Raw genomic sequence first — 20,434 nt, 5'->3', positions numbered from 1 at the left:
GGCAGGGCCCTACTCGACATGGCCGATCCGCCGGAACTCATCGAACAGGACAAGGACGAACAGCAGGATAGTGATGACGTGCACGCCGGTGCACCACAGGCAGATCTTGTGCAGGATCGCCAGTTCGGCGGTCACCAGGTAGACCACGAACAGCAGCCCGACGCACACGCTGCCCAGCCGCGCCCAGCGGATCAGCGGCCGCCCGGTCCGCAGCGCGGGCGGCGTGATGAGCGCGGCGAAGCCGATGAAGAAGGCCAGGCCCAGCAGCGGCAGCGGTATCCCCAGCAGCTCGCTGTACTTGCTGCTGGTGACCGAGTGGCAGTCGACGGTCGAGGTGGTGGTGCAGACCAGGGCGTTCTCCTGGTAGTGCGCCACCGTCAGGTAGGCCGACAGGCCCAGACCCGCGGCCGTCAGCACCCACGCGACGATCGCGAACCACCGCGGCCGCTCGGGCGGGGACGCGTCCTCGCCGTCTCGCACCTCGGCGTGCTGCACCATCACTGATCCTTCCGCGAGCGCGTGTCACCGGGAGGCCGCCCAGGGCGGGACACGCCTCCGGCGGGACTCAACCTTAGGGGACGACGCGTAAGATCCGCGTTCGGAACACGGCGCGAACCCCTGCGCGTCCCGTCCGGCCGCTTTTGTGCCGAGCATAGACCGGCGAGCCCGGCCTGCCGACCCCTCGTCCCGCCGCGGCCTGCTCCGCCCGGGCAGGGCAGGCCGCGTGGACGGCGGGCCCTCAGGAAGGCTCGGGGACGGCCGCGCGGCGGACGCCCTCGGCCAGTTCCGCCGTCAGGACGCGCAGGTCTTTCAGGCCGGTGGAGAGGTCGGGGGCGTCCAGGAGCCGGCGGATGAAGGCCGACCCGACGATGACGCCGTCGGCGAACGCGGCCACCTCGGCGGCCTGGGCACCGGTGCCGACCCCCAGGCCGAGGCCGACCGGCAGCGTGGAGCCGTCCCGGGCGAGGGCGGCGCGGGTGCGCTCGACCAGCCGCGGGGCGCCGGTGTCGACCGCGCTGCGGGCGCCGGTGACGCCCATCAGCGAGGCGGCGTACACGAACCCCCGGGACGCCTTGGTGATCTTGTCGATGCGCTCGTCCGTGGAGCTCAGCGCGACCAGGAAGACGCGGTCGAGGCCGTGCGCGTCGGACGCCTCCAGCCAGGGGCCGGCCTCCTCGGGGGTGAGGTCCGGGGTGATCAGCCCGGCGCCGCCGGCCGAACTCAGGTCGCGGGCGAAGGCGTCGACGCCGTACCGGTCGACCGGGTTCCAGTACGTCATGACCAGGGTCGCGACGCCGGTGCCGGCCACCGCCTCGACCGTGCGGAGCACGTCGGCGACGCGGATCCCGCCGACCAGGGCCTGGTGGACGGCGTCCTGGATGGTGGGGCCGTCCATCATCGGGTCGGAGTAGGGCAGGCCGATCTCGATGACGTCGCAGCCGGCGTCGACCATGGCCTTGACGGCCTCCACGGCCCCGTCGTAGGTGGGGAATCCGGCGGGGAGGTAGCCGACCAGGGCGGCCCGCCCCTCGGTCCCGGCCTTGTCGAAGGCCGCCCGCACCGCACTGGGCCCGCTCATTCCGCCGCTCCTTCGGGCATCAGGCCGAAGTGCTCGGCGGCGGTGTGCATGTCCTTGTCGCCGCGGCCTGACAGGCAGACCAGGACGATCCCTTCCGGTCCCAGTTCCCGGCCGAGCTTGAGGGCGCCGGCGAGGGCGTGCGCCGACTCGATCGCCGGGATGATGCCCTCGGTGCGGCACAGCAGCGCGAAGGCCTCCATGGCCTCGGCGTCGGTGATCGGCCGGTACTCGGCGCGGCCGGAGTCGTGCAGCCAGGAGTGCTCGGGGCCGACGCCGGGGTAGTCGAGCCCGGCGGAGATCGAGTGCGACTCGACCGTCTGGCCGTCCTCGTCCTGCAGCAGGTAGGTGCGCATGCCGTGGATCACGCCGACCCGGCCGGCGGAGATCGTCGCGGCGTGCCGCCCGGTCTCCACGCCGTCGCCGGCGGCCTCGAAGCCGCACAGGCGGACCGCCGCGTCGCCGATGAAGGCGTGGAAGGTGCCGATGGAGTTGGAGCCGCCGCCCACGCACGCCGCCACGGCGTCGGGCAGCCGGCCGGTGAGCTCCAGTACCTGGGCCCGCGCCTCGACGCCGATGACGCGGTGCAGCTCGCGCACCATCATCGGGAACGGGTGCGGGCCCATGGTGGAGCCGACGCAGTAGTGGGTGTGCTCGACGGTGGCGACCCAGTCGCGGAACGCCTCGTTGCAGGCGTCCTTGAGGGTGCGGCTGCCGGTGCGGACCGGGACGACCTCGGCGCCCAGCATCCGCATCCGGGCGACGTTGAGGGCCTGCCGCTCGGTGTCGACCTCGCCCATGAAGACCGTGCAGTCCAGGCCGAGCAGGGCGGCCGCGGTGGCGGTGGCGACGCCGTGCTGCCCGGCGCCGGTCTCGGCGATCACCCGGGTCTTGCCCATCCGGCGGGTGAGCAGCGCCTGCCCCAGCACGTTGTTGATCTTGTGTGAGCCGGTGTGGTTGAGGTCCTCGCGCTTGAGCAGGATCCGCGCGCCGCCGGCCCGCTCGCCGAACCGCTTCGCCTCGGTCAGCAGGCTGGGCCGACCGGCGTAGTTCTTCAGCAGGTCGTCCAGCTCGGCGGTGAAGGCCGGGTCGTTGCGCGCGGCCTCGAACTCGCGGGTCAGCTCGTCCAGCGCGGCCATCAGCGCCTCGGGCGCGAACCGCCCGCCGAAGCGGCCGAAGTGGCCGGCGGGGTCGGGGACGGCGGCCATGCCCGGGTGCTGAGCGGCGGCCGCTGTGTCGGTGGTCATCAGAGTCCAGTCCTGTCGTACGGGTGGGCGATCCGGTCGGTGCCGCGGCTCAGCGCGACGTCGAATCGGCCCGCCATCGTTCGCGCAGGGACACGGCCGGACCCCGTCCGGGGGCCACTCGCTCGGATGACTCGGTGTGCATGCCCGTACTTTACCGGGGTCAGCCGCTCTGGCGCAGCGCAGGGTGGGCGCCGGCGGCCACCAGGTCGGCGACGGCGGTACGCGGGTCCTTGCCGATGACCAGGCTCTCCCCCACCAGCACGGCGTCGGCGCCGGCGGAGGCGTAGGCCAGCAGGTCGTGCGGGCCGCGCACCCCGGACTCGGCGATCTTGACGACGTCCTTGGGGACCAGCGGCGCCAGCCGGGCGAACACGCCCCGGTCCACCTGGAGGGTCTTCAGGTCGCGGGCGTTGATCCCGATGACCTTGGCGCCCGCCTCCAGGGCGCGCGCCACCTCCTCCTCGGTGTGCGCCTCGACCAGCGGCAGCAGCCCGATCGACGCGGCCCGCTCGACCAGCGAGACCAGCGCGTCCTGCTCCAGCGCGGCGACGATCAGCAGCGCCACGTCGGCGCCGTGGGCGCGCGCCTCCCACAGCTGGTAGGAGGAGACGATGAAGTCCTTGCGCAGCACCGCGATGTCGACGTTGGCGCGCACCGCGGCCAGGTCGTCCAGGCTGCCGCCGAAGCGGCGGCGCTCGGTCAGCACGCTGATCACCTTGGCGCCGCCGGACTCGTAGTCGCGGGCCAGCGCGGCGGGGTCGGCGATGGCGGCCAGCGCGCCCTTGGACGGGCTGCTGCGCTTGACCTCGGCGACCACCGAGACGCCGGGGCCGCGCAGGGCGCCCAGCGCGTCGCGCGGGGGCGGCGCCGCGGCGGCCTTCTCCTTGAGGGCGGCGAGCGGCACCTCCCGCTGCCGTTCGGCGAGGTCGGCCCGGACGCCTTCGATGATCTCGTCGAGCACGCTGCCGGTCTGCCCGCTCACGCTGCACCTCCCGCCGCTCGCCTGCGGTGCGCCCGGCGGCCGCGGCCGCCCGGGTCGCCGGGGTCCGGCACCTCGGGACGGCCGACCCGGCCGTTCCCGCCGGTCCGGCCGTTCAGGCCGACCCGGCCGATGCCGCGCACCTCCGGCTCACACACGCGGGGCCCCCAATGTTCACGTCGTTCCGTGCCCCGATCGTATCCGGCCCCTCCGACACCTCTCGCACCCGCCCTGAGGCTCCGGCCCGGGAAGCAGGGCCAGGGCTCCCGGCGCCGGGCGAATCGCGCAGGGGTCAGGGCGCCAGGGCCTGTGCGAAGGGAAGATTCCGGACGATCCAGTACACGCCCAGGACGCCCATGAAGGCGTACAGCACCCGGGGGCGCAGCAGCGCGGAGCGCATCGGGACGCCGCGGGCCGCGCTCACCGTCCAGCGCACCCACAGATAGGCGAAGACCGGCAGCATCAGCATGATGAGGGGGTTCATCCCGAACGCCTGCGCCACGTCCCCGTGCAGAAGCGAGTACGTCATCCGCAACCCGCCGCAGCCAGGGCAGTACCACCCGGTCAGCCCCAGGGACGGGCAGGTCGGGTAATGCCCGGGCTCGTGGGGGTCCACGAACGCGACCACGACCGCTCCCACGGCCGCCGCGGCCCCGAACCCCAGAGGCCCCAGCAGGGCGAGCCCGCGCCGTGGCGTGCGCCCCTGGGGACGCGAAGCGGCGGGCGGAGGGCCTTGCACGGGTGCGCCGGTCACGCCTCCACCTTAGGCGTCCAGGACGTATCCGACGCCGCGCACGGTCCGTATGGGGCTGCCCTCGCCCAGCTTGGAGCGCAGCTGGGCGATGTGGACGTCCACGGTGCGGCTCCCGGCCCCCGCACCCGGCCCCCAGGCGGCCTCCAGGAGTTGCTCGCGGGTGAAGACCCGCCCCGAGTTCCCCATGAGGAACTCCAGCAGGTCGAACTCGGTGACGGTCAGCGACACCGAACGGTCCCCGACCACGACCGTGCGGGCGCGCGGGTCCATCGCCACGCGGCCGGCCCGCAGCACTCCCAGGGGCGTGCCCGGCGCGCCGCTGCGCAGCGCCTCCGCCACGGTGCTCACCAGCACGCGGGGGCTGAACGGCCGGGTCACCTGGTGCTTCCCCAGGGCCCGCGCGACCCCCGGGTCGACCGGTCCGGTCACGGCCACGACGGGGGCGCCGGCCACCGCGTCCGCGACACGGCGGTAGAGGTCGGCGGGCAGCGCGGCGGTGGACAGGTCCAGGACGACCACATCCGGCCGCAGCCGCGCCGCCGCGGACGGGGCGCGCGCCGGATCGGACTCGATCTCGATCTCGTATCCCTCGCGGGCGAGGTAGCGGCGTTCCAGCTCGGCGACGGCACCGTCGTGCTCGACGACCAGGACCAGGCCGCCACCGCCCTCGGCGTTCACGGGCGGCGTTCTTCGGCCGCGGTCGGGGCGGTTGAAGCGGTTGGGGCGGTGGGGTCTTCTCCCCGGTCGAGCGACTTCCAGAGGCTCGCCGGGTCATCGGCCACCTCGGCCTCGGGCGGCTGCGCGGCGGGTGCATCAGCCGGACGGCTCCCGTCCGCGGGTTCCGTTTCCGGACGATCCCCGGCCTCGGCGCCGGGGCGCGCGGACGACGGAGTACGGTCGTAGCGCGCCGACATGCCCGGCCAGCGCGTCCCGCGCAGGACGGTCAGCACCCCGGCCGCGACCAGCAGCACGCCCCCGGCCGCCGACACGGCCCACCAGGGGCCGACCTCGACCGCGAGGCTCCCTCCCAGGCGCAGCAGGGCGCTCTTCTCCCCTGCGGCCGCCACGAGGTCCGCACGCTGGACGACGGTGACCGAGCCGTAGCCGATCCCGACCCCGAACAGGGCCAGCAGCACGCCCACGCCCGCGCGCACACGGCCCTGGGTGGCGAACAGCGCCGCCAGGCCGGCCAGCGCGGCCCAGCCGAGCGCCCCGGCGGCGCCGCCCAGGTCACGGCCGGTGAGGTCCTGGGCGAACGGCGTGATCGCGTCCCGTGCCCGGACGGTCGCCCAGGGGCGCCCGGCGGCCAGCAGCGCGAGCCCGGCGCCGGCGGCGCACAGCAGCGCGGCCAGGCCGCGCTCACGGCTGGGGGTCACGGGCTCGCCGAACCCCCCGGCCCCTCGGCGGGGCGCTCCCCGATGACGGGATCGAGCACGTCGGCGTCCCAGCAGGTGCGGTCGCCGGTGTGGCAGGCGGCGCCGACCTGGTCGACCTTCACCAGGAGGGCGTCGCCGTCGCAGTCGAGCGCGACCGACTTGATCCACTGCTGATGTCCGGAGGTCTCGCCCTTCACCCAGTACTCCCGGCGGCTGCGCGACCAGTAGGTGCAGCGGCCGGTGGTGAGCGTGCGGTGCAGGGCCTCGTCGTCCATCCAGCCGAGCATGAGCACCTCACCGGTGTCGTACTGCTGGGCGATGGCCGGGACGAGGCCGTCCTCGGTGCGCTTGAGACGGTCAGCGATCTTGGGGTCCAGGTTGGACGCGCTAGCGGACATGCGATCCATTGTGCCCGCTCCCCCGCGCGACCCCGCACAGGCCCCGCCGTGCGCCCCCGCACGTGCGTCCCTGAGGCGGCCGCCGGAATTCGCCCTTGGAAACGGCAGGGCCCGCATCCCTGGTATGGAATGCGGGCCCTACTGTAGGACTAGGGTGTAACGCGTGTTACAGGGGGACGACCTGGTCGGCCTGCGGACCCCGGTTACCCTGCGTCACTTCGAACTGGACGCGCTGGTTCTCGTCCAGCGTGCGGTACCCGGAGCTCTGGATCGCCGAGTAGTGCACGAACACGTCCGGCCCACCGCCGTCAACGGCGATGAAACCGAAGCCCTTCTCGGCGTTGAACCACTTCACGGTGCCCTGCTGGGGCATGTCTTTCTCCTTGCGGCAAAACATGGGCCCACACCTCGCGGGCCCAGCGCGGTCGCTGCGGAACGCTCTCGCCTCCCGGTACGGTCCCGGAAAAGCCAAAACGCCCGCTGCCATCAGTCCGCGGGCGTCTGACAAACGATCGAGAACCACGACTGCAACCGACGGCCCCACCGTATCACCGCTTCCGCGTAAAGCGGAGGAGCTACAACCCTCCCGATTCACCTGTCGGCGAACCTTCCCGTTACCGACCCGTTAAAGGCGCCGACCCGTCTCCTCGAGGACGTTGAGGGTTCGCGGCGGCCGGGTGACCCGTATCGGCGCCACATCGGTGCGGCAGAGCGCCCGCGACAGCAATTCGGCCCCCGTCCGGGCCCCCGCGCGGCGGCACCGGAGGGGTCGGGGGCGCCCGCGCCGCCGGGCTTCGCGGCACGAAGCCCGGTCCCGCCGGGGTTTCGGCGGGACCATCCGGACGAGAGCCGCCCGCCGCATCCGTCCGGCCGGATCAAGGTGACCTCAACCCGCACTTTTCTGAGGGCAAAGCGGGCAATTTTTATCCGCCACCGCAGAAGTTGCTCCAGGCCCGGGCTCAGCGACCCGGGCGTCCAGTCGGGGCGGGTCCGCCTACCGTCCTCATGATGGACAAAGAACTCGACCGCGTCGCGTTTATGTCCATGACCGGAACCACGTACGGCGACCACTTCGGAGGCCCGCTCCCGAATCCGCTCGGCATCCGCTCGGCATCAGCTCCGCGGCCGCCGGGATCCGGTCGGACCCTCACCCAAGGTGATCGGCCCTACCGTGCGGCCCCGCCCCGCGCGGAAGGCCCACAGCCCCCTCACCTCCTGGCCAGTTCACCCGGTGATGGTAGGGCTCGCGCGCTATGCCGGGAATAAGCGGTCTCTCCGGATGGTAGGCATGTGCACGCCCACGTCCCCTTCCTTAGCCCCGGGAGGGGGTCGTCCGGGTCCGCGTCTTATGCACCAACGTGGTGGAGGAGAGTCCGTGCCAGCTGGGTCGACACGTGCCAACTCGCACATCCTTCGAGAGGGGATGCGGGTCCTGGGGGTCGCCGTCCGCGCCGAGCCGCGTGTCTTCGCGCTGTCGGTCGCGGCCAGCGGCCTGTACGCCGCGATGACCGTGGGGACGGCCCAGGTACTCGGATGGGCCACCGAGGAGGTGATCCTCCCGGCCTTCCGCTCCGGCGACACCACGGCGGGGGCGCTGAGCGCGGCCGCGGCGGCGATCCTGGCGGTGGCGCTGTTCAAGGCGCTGGGCGTGGCGGGCCGCCGGTTCTACGCCGGGCTGATGCAGTACCGGATGCAGGCGCGGTACCGCCGGGCGGTGACCCGCCAGTACCTGCGGCTGCCCCTGGCGTGGCACCACCGGCACCCCACCGGCCAGCTGCTCTCGAACGCCAACGCCGACGTCGAGGCGACCTGGGCGCCGATCGCACCGCTGCCGATGGCCGTCGGCGTGGTGTTCATGCTGGTGATCGCGGCCGTGTCGATCCTGCTCACCGATGTGACGGCGGCGGTCGTGGGGTTCCTGGTGTTCCCCGCCATCGCGCTGCTCAACGTCCTCTACCAGCGCCGCCTGGCGCCCGTCGCGACCCGCGCGCAGCAGTTGCGCGCGGAGGTCAGCGAGGTGGCGCACGAGAGCTTCGAGGGCGGCCTGGTGGTCAAGACCCTCGGCCGGGAGCGGTCGGAGACCGAGCGGTTCGCCGGGGCGGCGAACTCGCTGCGGGACGCCAACATCGCCGTCGGCCGGGTTCGCGGGCTGTTCGACCCTGTCCTGGAGGCCCTGCCCAACCTGGGCGTGCTGGCCGTGCTGTGGGTCGGCTCGATCCGGCTGGAGGCGGGGGCCATGACGGCCGGCGACGTGGTCCACGTGGCCTACCTGTTCACGCTGCTGGCCTGGCCGATCCGCGCCCTCGGCTGGGTGCTGGCCGAGGTGCCGCGCAGCGTCGTGGGCTGGCGGCGCGTGCGAGGCGTGCTGGACGCCGGAGGGTCGCTGCCATACGGGGAGCACACCCTGGACGGCGAGAGGGGCGGGGACGGTGGCAGGGCGGCGTCCCTGGAAGTACGCGAGATCCGCTTCGCCTACGAGACGACGACGCAGGACGCCGACCTCGGCGACCCCGCCGGGGACGGCGGCGCACCCCCGGAGATCCCGGAGCCCCCGGAAAAGCCCGAGCACGCCCGGACCACGGTGCTCCACGATGTGACCTTCTCGGCCGATCCCGGCCGCACGATCGCGATCGTCGGGCCCACCGGCTCGGGCAAGTCCACCCTGACCGCGCTCCTGGTGCGGCTGGTCGACCCCGAGGACGGCCTCGTCCTGCTGGACGGCGTGGACGTGCGCGACGTCGAGCGCGGAGGGGTCGCCGAGACCGCGGCGCTCGTCCCCCAGCAGACGTTCCTGTTCGACGACGACGTACGGGGAAACGTCACCCTCGGCCTGGACGTCCCGGACGAGCGCGTGTGGGAGGCCCTGCGCCTGGCCCAGGCGGACGGTTTCGTGGCCGCCCTCTCCGAGGGGCTCGACACCAAGGTCGGGGAGCGCGGCGCCACCCTGTCCGGCGGCCAGCGGCAGCGGCTCGCCCTGGCGCGCGCGCTGGTGCGGCGTCCGCGCCTGCTGGTGCTGGACGACGCGACCTCCAGCGTCGACCCGCAGGTGGAGGCGCGGATCCTGCAGGGCATCAGGGACGCGCAGGAGAGCGGCGGGGGCGCGGCCACGGTCGTGGTGGTCGCCTACCGCAAGGCGACGATCTCGCTGGCCGACGAGGTCGTCTACATGGAGCACGGCCGCGTCCTGGACCGCGGCCCCCACGCCGAGCTGCTGACTCGGTCCGAGGGCTACCGCAACCTCGTGAACGCCTACGAGCGCGCCGAGGCCGAGCAGGAGGCCCTCGGGGCGGACGGGGAGACCGGAGAGGGCGAAGAGCAGGAGGCCCTGGCATGAGAGCCGGCATGAGGGCCGGGATGAAGACCGGCGTTAGGGAGGGCGCGTGACCACGCTCAACGAGGTGGCCGTGGGCGAGGGCGCCCTCAGCACGCTGCGGCGCGGCCTGCGGCTGAGCCCGGAGTTCAAGGCCGGGCTGGCGGGGACGGTGGCGCTCGCCCTGGCCGCGACGGCGGGCCGGGTGGTGGTGCCGATCGCGGTCCAGCAGACGATCGACCGGGGGCTGGGCGCGGCGGGCGGCCCCGACGTCGGGTTCATCCGGAACGCGGTGCTGCTGTGCGCGGTGGCGGTCCTGCTGACCGCGCTGAGCGCGTACGCGATGAACGTCCGGCTCTACAAGACCAGCGAGAGCGGCCTGGCGACGCTGCGGGTGAAGGCGTTCCGGCACGTGCACGACCTGTCGATGCTGACCCAGAGCGGAGAGCGGCGCGGCGCGCTGGTGTCGCGGGTGACCGGCGACGTGGACCAGATCAGCCAGTTCATGCAGTGGGGCGGGCTGATGATCATCGTGTCGCTGGGGCAGCTGGTGGTGGCCAGCGTGCTGATGGCGGTCTACTCCTGGCAGCTGACGCTGCTGGTGTGGGCGGCGTTCCTGCCGCTGGCGCTGGCGCTGCGCTGGTTCCAGCGGCTGGTGTCGGCCGCCTACACCCGGGTGCGCGAGCGCACAGGGGACCTGCTGGCGGCTGTGAGCGAGTCGGTGGTGGGCGCGCCGGTCATCCGCGCGTACGGGTCGGAGGAGCGCACCGCGCAGCGCGTGGACGAGTCCGTCGACGCGACCAAGCGCGCGCAGACCAAGGCGCAGGGGCTGGTCGCGCTCACCTTCCCCACCAGCGAACTGGTCGCGGCGCTGGCCACGGCAGGGGTTGTCGTGGCCGGGACGCTGCTGGGCGTGGGCGGTCACCTGTCGGCCGGGAAGCTGGTCGCGTTCCTGTTCCTGGTCACCTTGTTCGTCAGCCCCATGCAGACGGCCACCGAGGTCCTGAACGAGGCGCAGAACGCCGTCGCCGGCTGGCGCCGCGTCCTGGGCGTGCTCGACACCGAGCCGGACGTGGCCGACCCCGCCGAGGACGGGGAAGTGCTGCCGCGCGGGCCGATCGAGGTCCGCTTCGAGAAGGTGGGGTTCGCCTACCCGGGTGGCCCGCCCGTCCTGCACGAGGTGGACGTGTCCATCGCGCCGCGTTCGCGCGTGGCCGTCGTGGGTGAGACGGGGTCGGGCAAGACGACGTTCGCCAAGCTGCTCACCCGCCTCATGGACCCCGTGTCGGGCCGCGTCCTGGTGGACGGGGTGGAGCTGGACCGCGTCCGCTTCTCGTCGCTGCGGGAGCGGATCGTGATGGTGCCGCAGGACGGGTTCCTGTTCGACGCGTCCCTGGCGGACAACATCCGGTACGGCCGGCCGGGCGCCACCGACGAGGACCTCCTGCTGGCGATGACCGAGCTGGGGCTGGCCGACTGGCTGGAGGGGCTGCCGCGGGGCCTGGAGACGCCGGTCGGGCAGCGCGGCGAGTCGCTGTCGGCGGGCGAGCGGCAGCTGGTGGCGCTGGCCCGCGCCTACATCGCCGACCCTGACCTGCTGGTGCTGGACGAGGCCACCTCGGCGGTCGACCCGGCCACCGAGGTGCGGATCCAGCGGGCCCTGGACGGGGTGACGCGGGGGCGTACCGCGATCTCGATCGCGCACCGGCTGTCGACGGCGGAGTCGGCCGACGAGGTGATCGTCTTCGACGCGGGGCGGATCGTCCAGCGCGGCCCGCACGCGGAGTTGGTGGCGCAACCGGGGGTGTACGCCGATCTCCACGACTCCTGGATCGCCCAGCGGGCCCTCTGACGCGTGTGCCGTTCGTGTACCACTGGTGTCCCGGTGACTCCTGTATCGGCCGGAGATGCTTGGGCGGCTCCCTGCCGGGGAAGGAGACCGGCCGATCAGGGGTAAAGCACTTGCCCGATATCTGGTCGAGTGCGCATTCTGGCGTGGTGAAGAACGAGGTCATGATGCAATCAGCGGGCACGCTGCACGGGCAGCTGCAGCGGGGTCTGGGCAGGGCTGCGCGGCGCGCGGCCGACAAGCCGGGCGCGGGTGAGTACGTCTACGACTGCATTCGCCGCGATCCGCGCTGGGATCCCCAATGCGAGTCGCGGGGCCTCTACTACGCCCGCCTCATGGTGGACCTGGAGTTGCCGGTCGGCCCGGTCGCCGAGCACCTCTTCGCCCCGGCCGACCACGGCCTCTCCGTGGCCGACGACGAGCGGCGGATCCAGCTGGCACTGGACGTGCTGACCGAGCTGGTGCGGCTGAGCCGCCGGGAGGCCGCCGCCCCGCTTCGCCGGTACGCCGAGGAGGGCGACCACTGGTTCGACGCGCTGTACGCCCTGGCCGAGCTGGGCGACCCGGCGCTGGCCGCCGGCATGGACGCGCTGGTCGCCGCGCGCTGCGACGAGGCCACCCTGGTCAGTCTGATCTCCGATCCGCACAATCCGGTGATCGAGAGTTGGGCGGCCCGCCAGCCGCGCATCGCCGCGGCGCTGACCCGGGTCCGGGAGACCGGCCGGCCGCGGCGTCCCGGCGGCGGGACGGGCGACCGCGGCGACCGCGGCGAGCGGACCGAGGCCGAACTGCTCGACATGGCCCGGCGGCGCGACGACGGCGCGGTCGCGGCCATTTTCGAACTGGGCCGCAGGCGCGCCCCCGAGTTGCTCGACCTGGCGGAGGAGATCCTGCCGCAGCGTCCCAACAGATGGGGCGGCGCGGTGTGCCGGGCGTTGCGCCAGTACGGCCCTGAGGCCCTCCCACGGGCCCGGTCGTGGGCCACGACACGCGGCGGGTGCGCGGACATGGGCTTGAGCATCCTCGCCCGGTACGGGACCCACCAGGACATCCCCCTGCTGATGACCGAGTTGCGCGACGCCCTTGAACACCGCGACTGGCGCGGCAGCGCCGGGCCCATCGAGGGGCTGGGCAGGCTGCGCGCCGGCGAGGCCGTGCCGCTGCTGAAGACCGCCTGGACCGAGTCGACCTACTCCTTCCTACGACCGCGTGTGCTGACCGCCTTGACCCGTACCGCCCCCCACACCGCCGAGTCCTACACCGTCGAGGGCCTGTGGGACTGCGAGGAGGGCGTGCGGCAGGTCGCCTCCCAGACCGCCCCCCTCACCTCCGAGACGCGCATCCGCCTGCAACGGCTGCACCACGACGACGCCGAAGAACCCGGCGTGCGCGCCACCGCCGCCGGCCGCCTCATGTAGCCCTCGTTCAGGCCCCGGCCGATTCGCCTCCCGGGCGCTGAACCCCCGGCCGCGCCGCTGCGTACCTTCCCTCGATCACGTAAAACATCGCGGGAGGACGGGCCCATGGGCTCCCTGAACCAGATGACCCCGGTCAAGGCCGCGCTGCTGTGCGGCGCCGCCATCGTGCTGCCGCTGGCCGCAGGATGCGGCGGGTCCGAAAAGTCGTCGCAGGACGGCGCGGGCGGGCCGGAGGCCAAACCGGCCACCATCGAGCAGCTCGCACAGCAGACCGGCTGCACGCTGACCGGCACACGCAACGCCGCGGAACTGCGCCAAGGCGCGTGCAAGACGGCCAAGGGGCGCTACACGCTGGTCAGCTTCACCAACGACAAGGGCCGCGACGCCTGGCTCACCGAGGCCAAGCCGTGGGGCGGCTCGTACCTGGTCGGGCCGCGCTGGGTGGCCGTCGCCACCCCGCAGATCCTGGAGACGCTCCGCAAGGACGTCGGCGGCAAGATCGTCAGCGGGGACGACCACGGCGGCGGCGGAGGCGGCCAGAACGGCAACGGGAACCACCAGGGCGGCAACGGGAACCATCAGGGCGGCTGAGAGCCCATCACCGCCGGGTACTACATTCGTCACGCGCGGTTCCACCTGCGGGAGGGGTCCCAGGGCTGTCACGCACTCTAGACTCGCAGTCATGATCTCCTCCGTTCGCCGGAAACTGGCCGTGCTTCCGCTGGTCCTGCTGCCCCTGGGCGCGGCCGCGGCGTGCAGCGCCGAGAACGCCGAGACCGACTGCACCGTCAACGCGTGCACCGTGACCTTCGACCGCGGCGTCGACGCCAGCGCGTCCATCCTCGGCGTGAAGGCCGAGCTGGTGAGCGTGCAGGGGCAGAACGTGACGATGAAGGTCGCCGGGCAGCAGATCACGGTCCCGGTGGGCCAGGGCGAGCAGGCCGAGGGCTTCGACGTCTCGGTCCAGTCCGTCACCAAGGACAACGTCGTCGTCAAGATCTCCAACGGCGGCTGATCGCCACACCCGCGCGGCCCGCTCCCGGAAGTGCCGGAGCGGGCCGCGCGGGGCCGGTCGGACGCGTAGGATTCGACCATGCGTTCGATCGATGCCGCCGAGCGGCGGACCCGGCTGGCGCTGCGGCACCGGCTGGCGCCCTCGGCCCGGACCGGCGACGCCGCCGCCGTCGCGCGCTCCATGGTGGCCCTGCACGCGACCGACCCGGCCACGGTGTTCCTGTCGGTGGCGGCGCGCGGCGACGGGATCACGCCCGCCGACATCGAGACCGCCCTCTACGACGACCGCGCCCTGCTGCGGATGCTCGCCATGCGCCGCACGATGTTCGTCGTCCCGGTCGAGCTCGTTCCGGCGCTGCAGGCCGGCTGCGCCGACGCGCTGGCCGTCCGGCAGCGCCGCACCTACGAGCGGCTGATGGAACGCGGCGGCATCCTCGAGCAGATCGACGCTCCCGGGGCCGGCCTGACCGCGTGGCTGGACGAGGTGGAGGAGTCCGCCCACCGCGTCCTGCTGGAGCGCGGCGAGGCCACCGGGGCGCAGGTCAGCGCCGCCGAGCCGCGACTGCGCACCAAGATCGACGCATCGCCGGGCAAGCCGTACTCCCGGCCCACCGGCATCACCACCTGGGTCCTGGTCACGCTCGGCTGCAAGGGCCGCATCGTGCGGGGCCGTCCCAACGGGTCGTGGATCAGCAGCCAGTACCGCTGGTCCCCGGTCGAGGCGTGGCTGCCCGGCGGGATCGCGCCGATGCCGGCCGACCGGGCGCGGGCCGAGCTGGCCGGCCGCTGGCTGCGGGCGTTCGGGCCCGCGCCGGTCTCCGACCTCAAGTGGTGGACGGGCTGGACGGCCGCCGAGGTGCGCAAGGCCCTGACCCTGCTGGACGTGGGCGAGGTCGAGCTGCGCGACGAGCACGCCGGCACCACGACCGGGCTGGTGCTCGCCGACGACCTCGACGCCCCTCCCGAACCCGCCGACGGGCCGTGGGCGGCGCTGCTGCCCGCCCTCGATCCGACCCCGATGGGCTGGCAGGAGCGCGGCTGGTTCCTGGGCGGGCACGCGCCGCGGTTGTTCGACCGGTCCGGCAACATCGGCCCGACCGTGTGGTGGGACGGCCGGGTCGTGGGCGGCTGGGCACAGCGCGCCGACGGCGAGGTCGCGGTGCGGCTGCTGGAGGACGTGGGCGCGGACGCGGAGGCGGCGATCGCGGCCGAGGCCGGGCGGATCGCCGCCTGGTGCGGCGACGTGCGCGTCACGCCGCGGTTCCGCACCCCGCTGGAACGCGAGCTGGCGTCCTGACCCGGCCGCCGATGCGGGGCCGCCCGCGCATCGGCGAAGATGAGGGCATGCCCGCAGAACGCATGCTCCCCACCTCCGAAGCCGAGGACCTCATCGCGCTGACCCGCGACATCGCGCGCAAGGAGCTGGCGCCGCGCGCCGCTCCCGCGGAGGAGGCCGAGGCGTTCCCCCGCGAGATGTTCCGCCTGCTCGGCCGGGCCGGGCTGCTGGGCCTGCCCTACCCCGAGGAGCAGGGCGGCGGCGGGCAGCCGTACGAGGTGTACTTGCAGGTCCTGGAGGAGATCGCCGCGGTGTGGGCGTCGGTCGCGGTCGGTGTCAGCGTGCACACGCTGTCCTGCTACCCGGCCGCCGCGTTCGGCACCGACGAGCAGCGCAAGCGGCTGCCCGAGCTGCTGGGCGGCGAGCTGCTCGGCGGGTACGCGCTGTCGGAGGCGCACGCGGGCTCCGACGCGGCCGCGCTGAGCTCCCGGGCGGTGCCGGACGGCGACGGTTACCGGGTGACCGGTACCAAGACCTGGATCACCCACGGCGGCGAGGCCGACTTCTACGTGCTGTTCGCGCGGACGTCCGACGAGGGCGGGCGCGGCATCAGCTGCTTCCTGGTCGACGGCGCGATGCCGGGGCTGACGTTCGGGCCGCCGGAGCGGAAGATGGGGCTGACCGGCTCCACCACCGCACAGCTGATCTTCGAGGACGCCAGGCTGCCGGCCGGGAGCCGGCTGGGCGAGGAGGGCCAGGGCTTCCCGATCGCGCTGTCGGCGCTGGACTCGGGCCGGCTGGGCATCGCGGCGTGCGCGGTGGGACTGGCGCAGGGCGCGCTGGACCACGCGGTGGCGTACGCGGCCGGGCGCGAGCAGTTCGGCCGCCCGATCATCGCCAACCAGGGGCTGTCGTTCCTGCTGGCCGACATGGCCGCGGCGGTGGAGTCGGCCCGCGCCACCTACCTGGAGGCGGCCCGGCGCAAGGACCGGGGCCTGCCGTTCGGGCGGCAGGCGTCGATCGCCAAGCTGGTCGCGACGGACGCGGCGATGAAGGTGACGATCGACGCCGTGCAGGTGCTGGGCGGGTACGGCTACACCCGCGACTTCCCCGTCGAGCGGTACATGCGCGAGGCCAAGGTCATGCAGATCTTCGAGGGCACCAACCAGATCCAGCGGATGGTGATCGGCCGCCACCTGGCCCGCGACGCCGAGCGGGACGTCCGGTAAAAGGGCCCGTTACGACTCAGTACGGGGTGCCGTACGGCCCTGCCGGGGGCGCGCTGAGCGCGGCGCGGCGGCGTTTGGCGCTGCTGCTGCGCATCACCGCGATCACGATGAACATGACGGCCCCGGTGCCGCCGGCCACCACGACGGCCAGGAACGCCAGCCCCAGGTAGCCGTAGGAGGTGTCGTCGGGCTGCATGAGCACCTGCCCGTCGACGCCCGCGCAGACCAGCCGGAAGCGTCCGGACAGCGGGGCCTCGAAGGTCGAGGCGTACCGGTACCCGGCCCGGTCGCTGGCGCTCCAGCCGTGCTCGCGGGTCAGCGGGACGGGAACGGGATCGCCGCCGGCGGCGAGGGCGCAGGACGTCGGAGACGCGGCGCCGGTGCGGACGTAGAGGAAGTAGGTGTGGCCGGAGGTCAGCTCGACGTTGACCCCGGCGCGGGCGTCGCCCGCCGCGCTCGGGCCGTCGGCGGCCTCCGAGTCCCTCCAGTTGAGGGCGAACACCACGACGAACAGGAGCAGGGGCAGCAGGATGAGCGTGAGCGGCAGCGAGTACCAGCCGGCGCCGGGCCGGATGGGCGGGGGAGCCGGGCGCGCCTGCGGCTGGTGCGGCGGCGGCCCCATGGGCAGATCGGATCCTGGCCACATAATGCTCTCCCCCGCGATATTTCACTTGTAGCAGTAAATATAGGCGAAGGTGCCGCCGGACGCCTGAACGGCTATTGTTACTAAGTAGTAGCCGAACCGGCCGACGGACACCCGTCCCCCGCCGGGGTCACACGGCGCACTGGAGGCAGCATGGCCCTCAGGGACCGCCTGCACGTCGCCCCCCTACGGATACCCGGCGCTCGCACGCTCTGGGCCAGCGCGTTCATGCGCTACCGCGTCGAGCGCGACCTGCGCATTCCCATGCACGACGGCGCGACGCTGCTCGCCGACCGGTACGCGCCCGCCTGGGCGAGCCGTCCCCCGCCCACCATCCTGGTCCGGACGCCGTACGGGCGCCGGGGCCCCGCCGCCGTGCTCAACGGCCTTCCCTTCGTGCCGTTCGGCTTCCAGTTGCTCGTGCAGAGCGCGCGCGGGACGTTCGGCTCGGAGGGCGAGTTCGACCCCCTCGGCAGCGAACGCGACGACGGCCTGGCCACCGTCGAGTGGCTGCGGGACCAGCCGTGGTTCAACGGATCGTTCGCCGCTTACGGGGCCAGCTACCTCGGCTATTCGGCGTGGGCCCTGGCGGCGGACGCCGGACCCGCGCTCAAGGCGATGTCCCTGCAGATCACCGCCTCCTCGTTCCGGGACGCGGCATACGTAGGCGGCTCGTTCGCGCTCGAGTCCACGCTGTCCTGGACCACCCTGACCCACCGGCAGCAGCAGCCGCTCGGGCTGCTCACCGGACCGCTGCTGTCGCGGCGCCGGGCCGTCCGGGCGGCGCGCAGCGGACGGCCCCTGTCGGAACTGGACGTCCTGACCGGCGGCGCCCCCATGCGCTTCTACCAGGACCTCCTCGCCGCCCACCACGACCCCGCCTCGGCGTACTGGCTCAATCGCGACTTCAGCGGACGGGTCAGCGAGGTCACCGCGCCCGTCTCCCTCCTGGGCGGCTGGTACGACGTGTTCCTGCCGTGGCAGGTCAAGGACTATCTCGCGCTCCGGGCCGCCGGGCACAGCCCGTACCTCACCGTCGGGCCGTGGTGGCACACCGACGCCCGCCACGGCCTGGTGTCGTTCCGGGAGTCGCTCGCCTGGTTCCGCGCGCACCTGCTGGGCGACACCTCCGGCCTGCGCGCCGCCCCCGTCCGCGTCTACGTCACCGGGGCCCGGGAGTGGCGCGACTACGCCGACTGGCCGCCGCCCGGCATGCGGCAGGAGCGCTGGCACCTGCACGCCGGCGGCGGCCTGGGCGAGGACGGCCCGCAGGACGCTCCCGCCAGCCGCTACGTCTTCGAACCGGCAGCACCCACCCCGGCCCTGGGCGGCCCCACGCTGCTGGGCAGCTCCAAGCCCGTCGACAACCGCCCCTTGGAGCGGCGCCCCGACGTCCTGGTCTTCACCTCGCCCGCGCTCTCCGCGGACCTCGACCTCGTCGGCCCGGTGGCCGCCGACCTGTTCGTGCGGTCCAGCCGCGAGCACACCGACTTCATCGTCCGGCTGTGCGACGTGGCGCCGGACGGGACGTCCCGCAACGTGTGCGAGGGCGGCCTGCGGCTGGCCCCGGGGCGTCCCGCGGCCGACGCCGAGGGCGTCAGGCGGCTGGCCATCGAACTGTGGCCCACCGGGCACCGGTTCCGCCGCGGCCACCGCGTCCGCGTGCACGTGACCAGCGGCGCCTACCCCAAGGTGGCGGCCAACCCGGGCACCGGCGAACCGCTCGCCACCGCCCGCGCCTCCGTCCCGGCCCGGCAGGAGGTCTTCCACGACCCCGACCACCCCTCGGCGGTCCTGCTCCCGGTCGTCGAACGCTCCCCCGAGGCCGCCCGATCCGCCCCAGAAGAGGAGGACTGGGAGGTTTCCCACCTCACCAGGTAGAGTGTCCGGGTTATGAGCGGATCAGGTTCCACGGCCGGGCTGCGCATGGTGCTGTTCACCATGGCGCTCACCTGTGTCGACGACGGCCTCTGTCACGGCTGACCCCGCCGATACCCCTGCTCCTGCGGGCGGCCACGCCCCTGCTTCCCTGGAGAACCCTTGTCCGCGACGCTGCCTGCGCGCCCGCGCCTGCTCGCCCCGTCCGCCACCTCCTCCCCCGCTCCGCCCGCCGAGGACCTCAAGCCCGTCAACCGGGTTCCGCTGCTGGTCGCCGCCCTGGGCTCGGTCGCCCTCACCGCCTACGTGTGGACGCAGCACGGCACCAAGCAGGGCGTCCTGCTGCTGCTCGGCCTCGGCCTGGGCCTGGCGCTGTTCCACTCCCGCTTCGGCTTCACCTCCGCCTGGCGGCAGCTCGCGGCCGTCGGCAACGGCACCGGGCTGCGCGCCCACGCCCTCCTCCTCGGCACCACCGCCACCCTCTTCGCCCTGATCATCGGCACCGGCACCGGCCTGTTCGGCTCCACGCCCGCGCCGTCCGACGGCGACCTGGGCGTCGCCCTGCTGGCCGGGGCCTTCCTGTTCGGCATCGGCATGCAGCTGGGCGGCGCCTGCGCGTCCGGCACGCTGTTCGCGATCGGGTCGGGCCAGTCCACGATCGTCCTGACGCTGGGCGGCTTCATCGCCGGCTCGGTCCTCTACACCTGGCAGTTCGACCTGGTGAAGGACCTTCCGGCCCTTCCGAGCGTAGTCATGGCCGACCACATCGGCTGGTTCGGCTCCTGGGCCGTCACGATCGCCGCGCTGCTCGGCGTGGTCGCGCTGACCCGCGTGATCCAGAAGCGGCGCAACCCGCCGCCCGTCGGCACCGCCCCGTCCGCCCGGGGGGCGCTGCGGATCGTCCGGGGCTCCTGGCCGCTGGCGGCCGGCGCGGTCGTGCTGGCCGTCCTCGGCGGCGCCGTCCTGCTGGTCTCCGGCGGCGCCTGGGGCATCACCAGCGCGTTCGCACTGTGGGGCGCCAAGTTCCTGCAGCTGCTCGGGCTGCACCCGGAGACGTGGTCGTTCTGGGAGCAGCCCAGGCAGGCCGCGATGCTGAACGGCCCCGTCCTGGCCGACAAGACCAGCCTGACCGACATCGGGATCATGCTGGGCGCCGCCGTCGCCGCCGCCGCGAGCGGCGCCTGGACGCTGCACCGCGGCATCCCGTGGCGCACCGCCGCCGCCGCCGTCCTGGGCGGGATCATCATGGGCGTCGGCGCCCGCCTCGCCGGCGGCTGCAACATCGGCGCCTACCTGGCCGGCATCGCCTCCGGCAGCCTGCACGGCTGGCTGTGGGGCCTGGCCGCCATCGGCGGCACCTACGTGGGCCTGCGCGCCCGCACCCTCTTCGACCTCCCCAACCCCAAACCCCGCGACAGCGTCTGCTGACCGCGTCGATCAGGGTGGCCGAGCACGGACGCGGCGTGTTCGTCCGCCGACGCCGGTAT

Annotated in this window: 20 protein-coding genes; 9 read left to right on the top strand and 11 right to left on the bottom strand. The window is 73.6% G+C overall.

The genetic code is table 11. The features are described from left to right. Window positions 1–9: 9 nt before the first annotated feature. The 10 genes from ABD340_RS07835 to ABD340_RS07790 all read right to left on the bottom strand — a co-directional run bounded on the left by ABD340_RS07835 (window position 10) and on the right by ABD340_RS07790 (window position 6,703). Window positions 10–498 (bottom strand): vitamin K epoxide reductase family protein, encoded by a 489-nt coding sequence (locus ABD340_RS07835; protein WP_344587915.1) that lies wholly within the window; start codon window positions 496–498, stop codon window positions 10–12. Between the two features lie 241 nt (window positions 499–739). Further along, entirely contained in the window at window positions 740–1,579 is an 840-nt protein-coding gene (gene trpA / locus ABD340_RS07830; protein WP_344587914.1) for a tryptophan synthase subunit alpha, read from the bottom strand. After that, a complete protein-coding gene (gene trpB, locus ABD340_RS07825; RefSeq protein ID WP_344587913.1) occupies window positions 1,576–2,823 on the bottom strand; it encodes a tryptophan synthase subunit beta in 1,248 nt (415 codons plus the stop codon). Before trpB ends, trpA begins: the two co-directional genes overlap by 4 nt. 160 nt (window positions 2,824–2,983) lie before the next feature. Beyond that, window positions 2,984–3,805 (bottom strand): indole-3-glycerol phosphate synthase TrpC, encoded by an 822-nt coding sequence (gene trpC, locus ABD340_RS07820; RefSeq protein WP_344587912.1) that lies wholly within the window; start codon window positions 3,803–3,805, stop codon window positions 2,984–2,986. After that, window positions 3,802–3,960, bottom strand: coding sequence for a hypothetical protein (locus ABD340_RS07815; RefSeq protein WP_344587911.1), 159 nt, complete (start codon window positions 3,958–3,960; stop codon window positions 3,802–3,804). The genes trpC and ABD340_RS07815 overlap by 4 nt, the downstream gene beginning before the upstream one ends. 134 nt (window positions 3,961–4,094) lie before the next feature. Then, window positions 4,095–4,556 (bottom strand): DUF2752 domain-containing protein, encoded by a 462-nt coding sequence (locus tag ABD340_RS07810; protein ID WP_344587910.1) that lies wholly within the window; start codon window positions 4,554–4,556, stop codon window positions 4,095–4,097. Between the two features lie 9 nt (window positions 4,557–4,565). Beyond that, entirely contained in the window at window positions 4,566–5,234 is a 669-nt protein-coding gene (locus ABD340_RS07805) for a winged helix-turn-helix transcriptional regulator (protein WP_344587909.1), read from the bottom strand. Beyond that, window positions 5,231–5,932, bottom strand: a complete 702-nt coding sequence (locus ABD340_RS07800) for a Trp biosynthesis-associated membrane protein (protein WP_344587908.1) — start codon at window positions 5,930–5,932, stop codon at window positions 5,231–5,233. Before ABD340_RS07800 ends, ABD340_RS07805 begins: the two co-directional genes overlap by 4 nt. After that, entirely contained in the window at window positions 5,929–6,330 is a 402-nt protein-coding gene (gene hisI, locus ABD340_RS07795; protein ID WP_344587907.1) for a phosphoribosyl-AMP cyclohydrolase, read from the bottom strand. The genes ABD340_RS07800 and hisI overlap by 4 nt, the downstream gene beginning before the upstream one ends. A gap of 166 nt (window positions 6,331–6,496) precedes the next feature. Then, window positions 6,497–6,703 carry a cold-shock protein gene (locus ABD340_RS07790; RefSeq protein ID WP_018657218.1) on the bottom strand — a complete coding sequence of 69 codons (207 nt, stop codon included), beginning with the start codon at window positions 6,701–6,703 and terminating at the stop codon, window positions 6,497–6,499. A gap of 975 nt (window positions 6,704–7,678) precedes the next feature. Here ABD340_RS07790 and ABD340_RS07785 point away from each other — a divergent pair. From ABD340_RS07785 to ABD340_RS07755, 7 genes are all read left to right on the top strand, one after another. After that, the gene (locus tag ABD340_RS07785; RefSeq protein WP_425547325.1) at window positions 7,679–9,664 is read left to right on the top strand and encodes an ABC transporter ATP-binding protein; all 1,986 of its coding nucleotides are present in this window, start codon (window positions 7,679–7,681) and stop codon (window positions 9,662–9,664) included. 46 nt (window positions 9,665–9,710) lie between these two features. Next, window positions 9,711–11,492 (top strand): ABC transporter ATP-binding protein, encoded by a 1,782-nt coding sequence (locus ABD340_RS07780; protein WP_344587905.1) that lies wholly within the window; start codon window positions 9,711–9,713, stop codon window positions 11,490–11,492. A gap of 161 nt (window positions 11,493–11,653) precedes the next feature. Then, window positions 11,654–12,907, top strand: a complete 1,254-nt coding sequence (locus ABD340_RS07775; protein WP_344587904.1) for a hypothetical protein — start codon at window positions 11,654–11,656, stop codon at window positions 12,905–12,907. A gap of 105 nt (window positions 12,908–13,012) precedes the next feature. Then, a complete protein-coding gene (locus ABD340_RS07770; RefSeq protein ID WP_344587903.1) occupies window positions 13,013–13,498 on the top strand; it encodes a hypothetical protein in 486 nt (161 codons plus the stop codon). Window positions 13,499–13,589: 91 nt separating this feature from the next. Then, entirely contained in the window at window positions 13,590–13,922 is a 333-nt protein-coding gene (locus ABD340_RS07765) for a hypothetical protein (protein ID WP_344587902.1), read from the top strand. Window positions 13,923–14,000: 78 nt separating this feature from the next. Further along, the gene (locus ABD340_RS07760; RefSeq protein WP_344587901.1) at window positions 14,001–15,218 is read left to right on the top strand and encodes a winged helix DNA-binding domain-containing protein; all 1,218 of its coding nucleotides are present in this window, start codon (window positions 14,001–14,003) and stop codon (window positions 15,216–15,218) included. A gap of 47 nt (window positions 15,219–15,265) precedes the next feature. After that, window positions 15,266–16,426, top strand: a complete 1,161-nt coding sequence (locus tag ABD340_RS07755) for an acyl-CoA dehydrogenase family protein (RefSeq protein ID WP_344587900.1) — start codon at window positions 15,266–15,268, stop codon at window positions 16,424–16,426. Between the two features lie 16 nt (window positions 16,427–16,442). On the opposite strand, the gene ABD340_RS07750 is transcribed toward ABD340_RS07755, so the two are convergent. Beyond that, entirely contained in the window at window positions 16,443–17,048 is a 606-nt protein-coding gene (locus ABD340_RS07750) for a hypothetical protein (protein WP_344587898.1), read from the bottom strand. 174 nt (window positions 17,049–17,222) lie between these two features. Here ABD340_RS07750 and ABD340_RS07745 point away from each other — a divergent pair, with 174 nt between their 5' ends. Further along, window positions 17,223–18,950 carry a CocE/NonD family hydrolase gene (locus ABD340_RS07745; RefSeq protein ID WP_344587897.1) on the top strand — a complete coding sequence of 576 codons (1,728 nt, stop codon included), beginning with the start codon at window positions 17,223–17,225 and terminating at the stop codon, window positions 18,948–18,950. Window positions 18,951–19,109: 159 nt separating this feature from the next. Beyond that, window positions 19,110–20,375: a YeeE/YedE family protein gene (locus tag ABD340_RS07740; RefSeq protein ID WP_344587896.1), complete on the top strand. Its 1,266-nt coding sequence runs from the start codon at window positions 19,110–19,112 to the stop codon at window positions 20,373–20,375. Window positions 20,376–20,434 lie beyond the last annotated feature (59 nt).

Source organism: Actinomadura vinacea (assembly GCF_039532545.1).
Lineage (GTDB): Bacteria > Actinomycetota > Actinomycetes > Streptosporangiales > Streptosporangiaceae > Spirillospora > Spirillospora vinacea.
The sequence above is the reverse complement of the archived record's forward strand: the minus strand, read 5'-3'. Positions and strand labels throughout refer to the sequence as shown.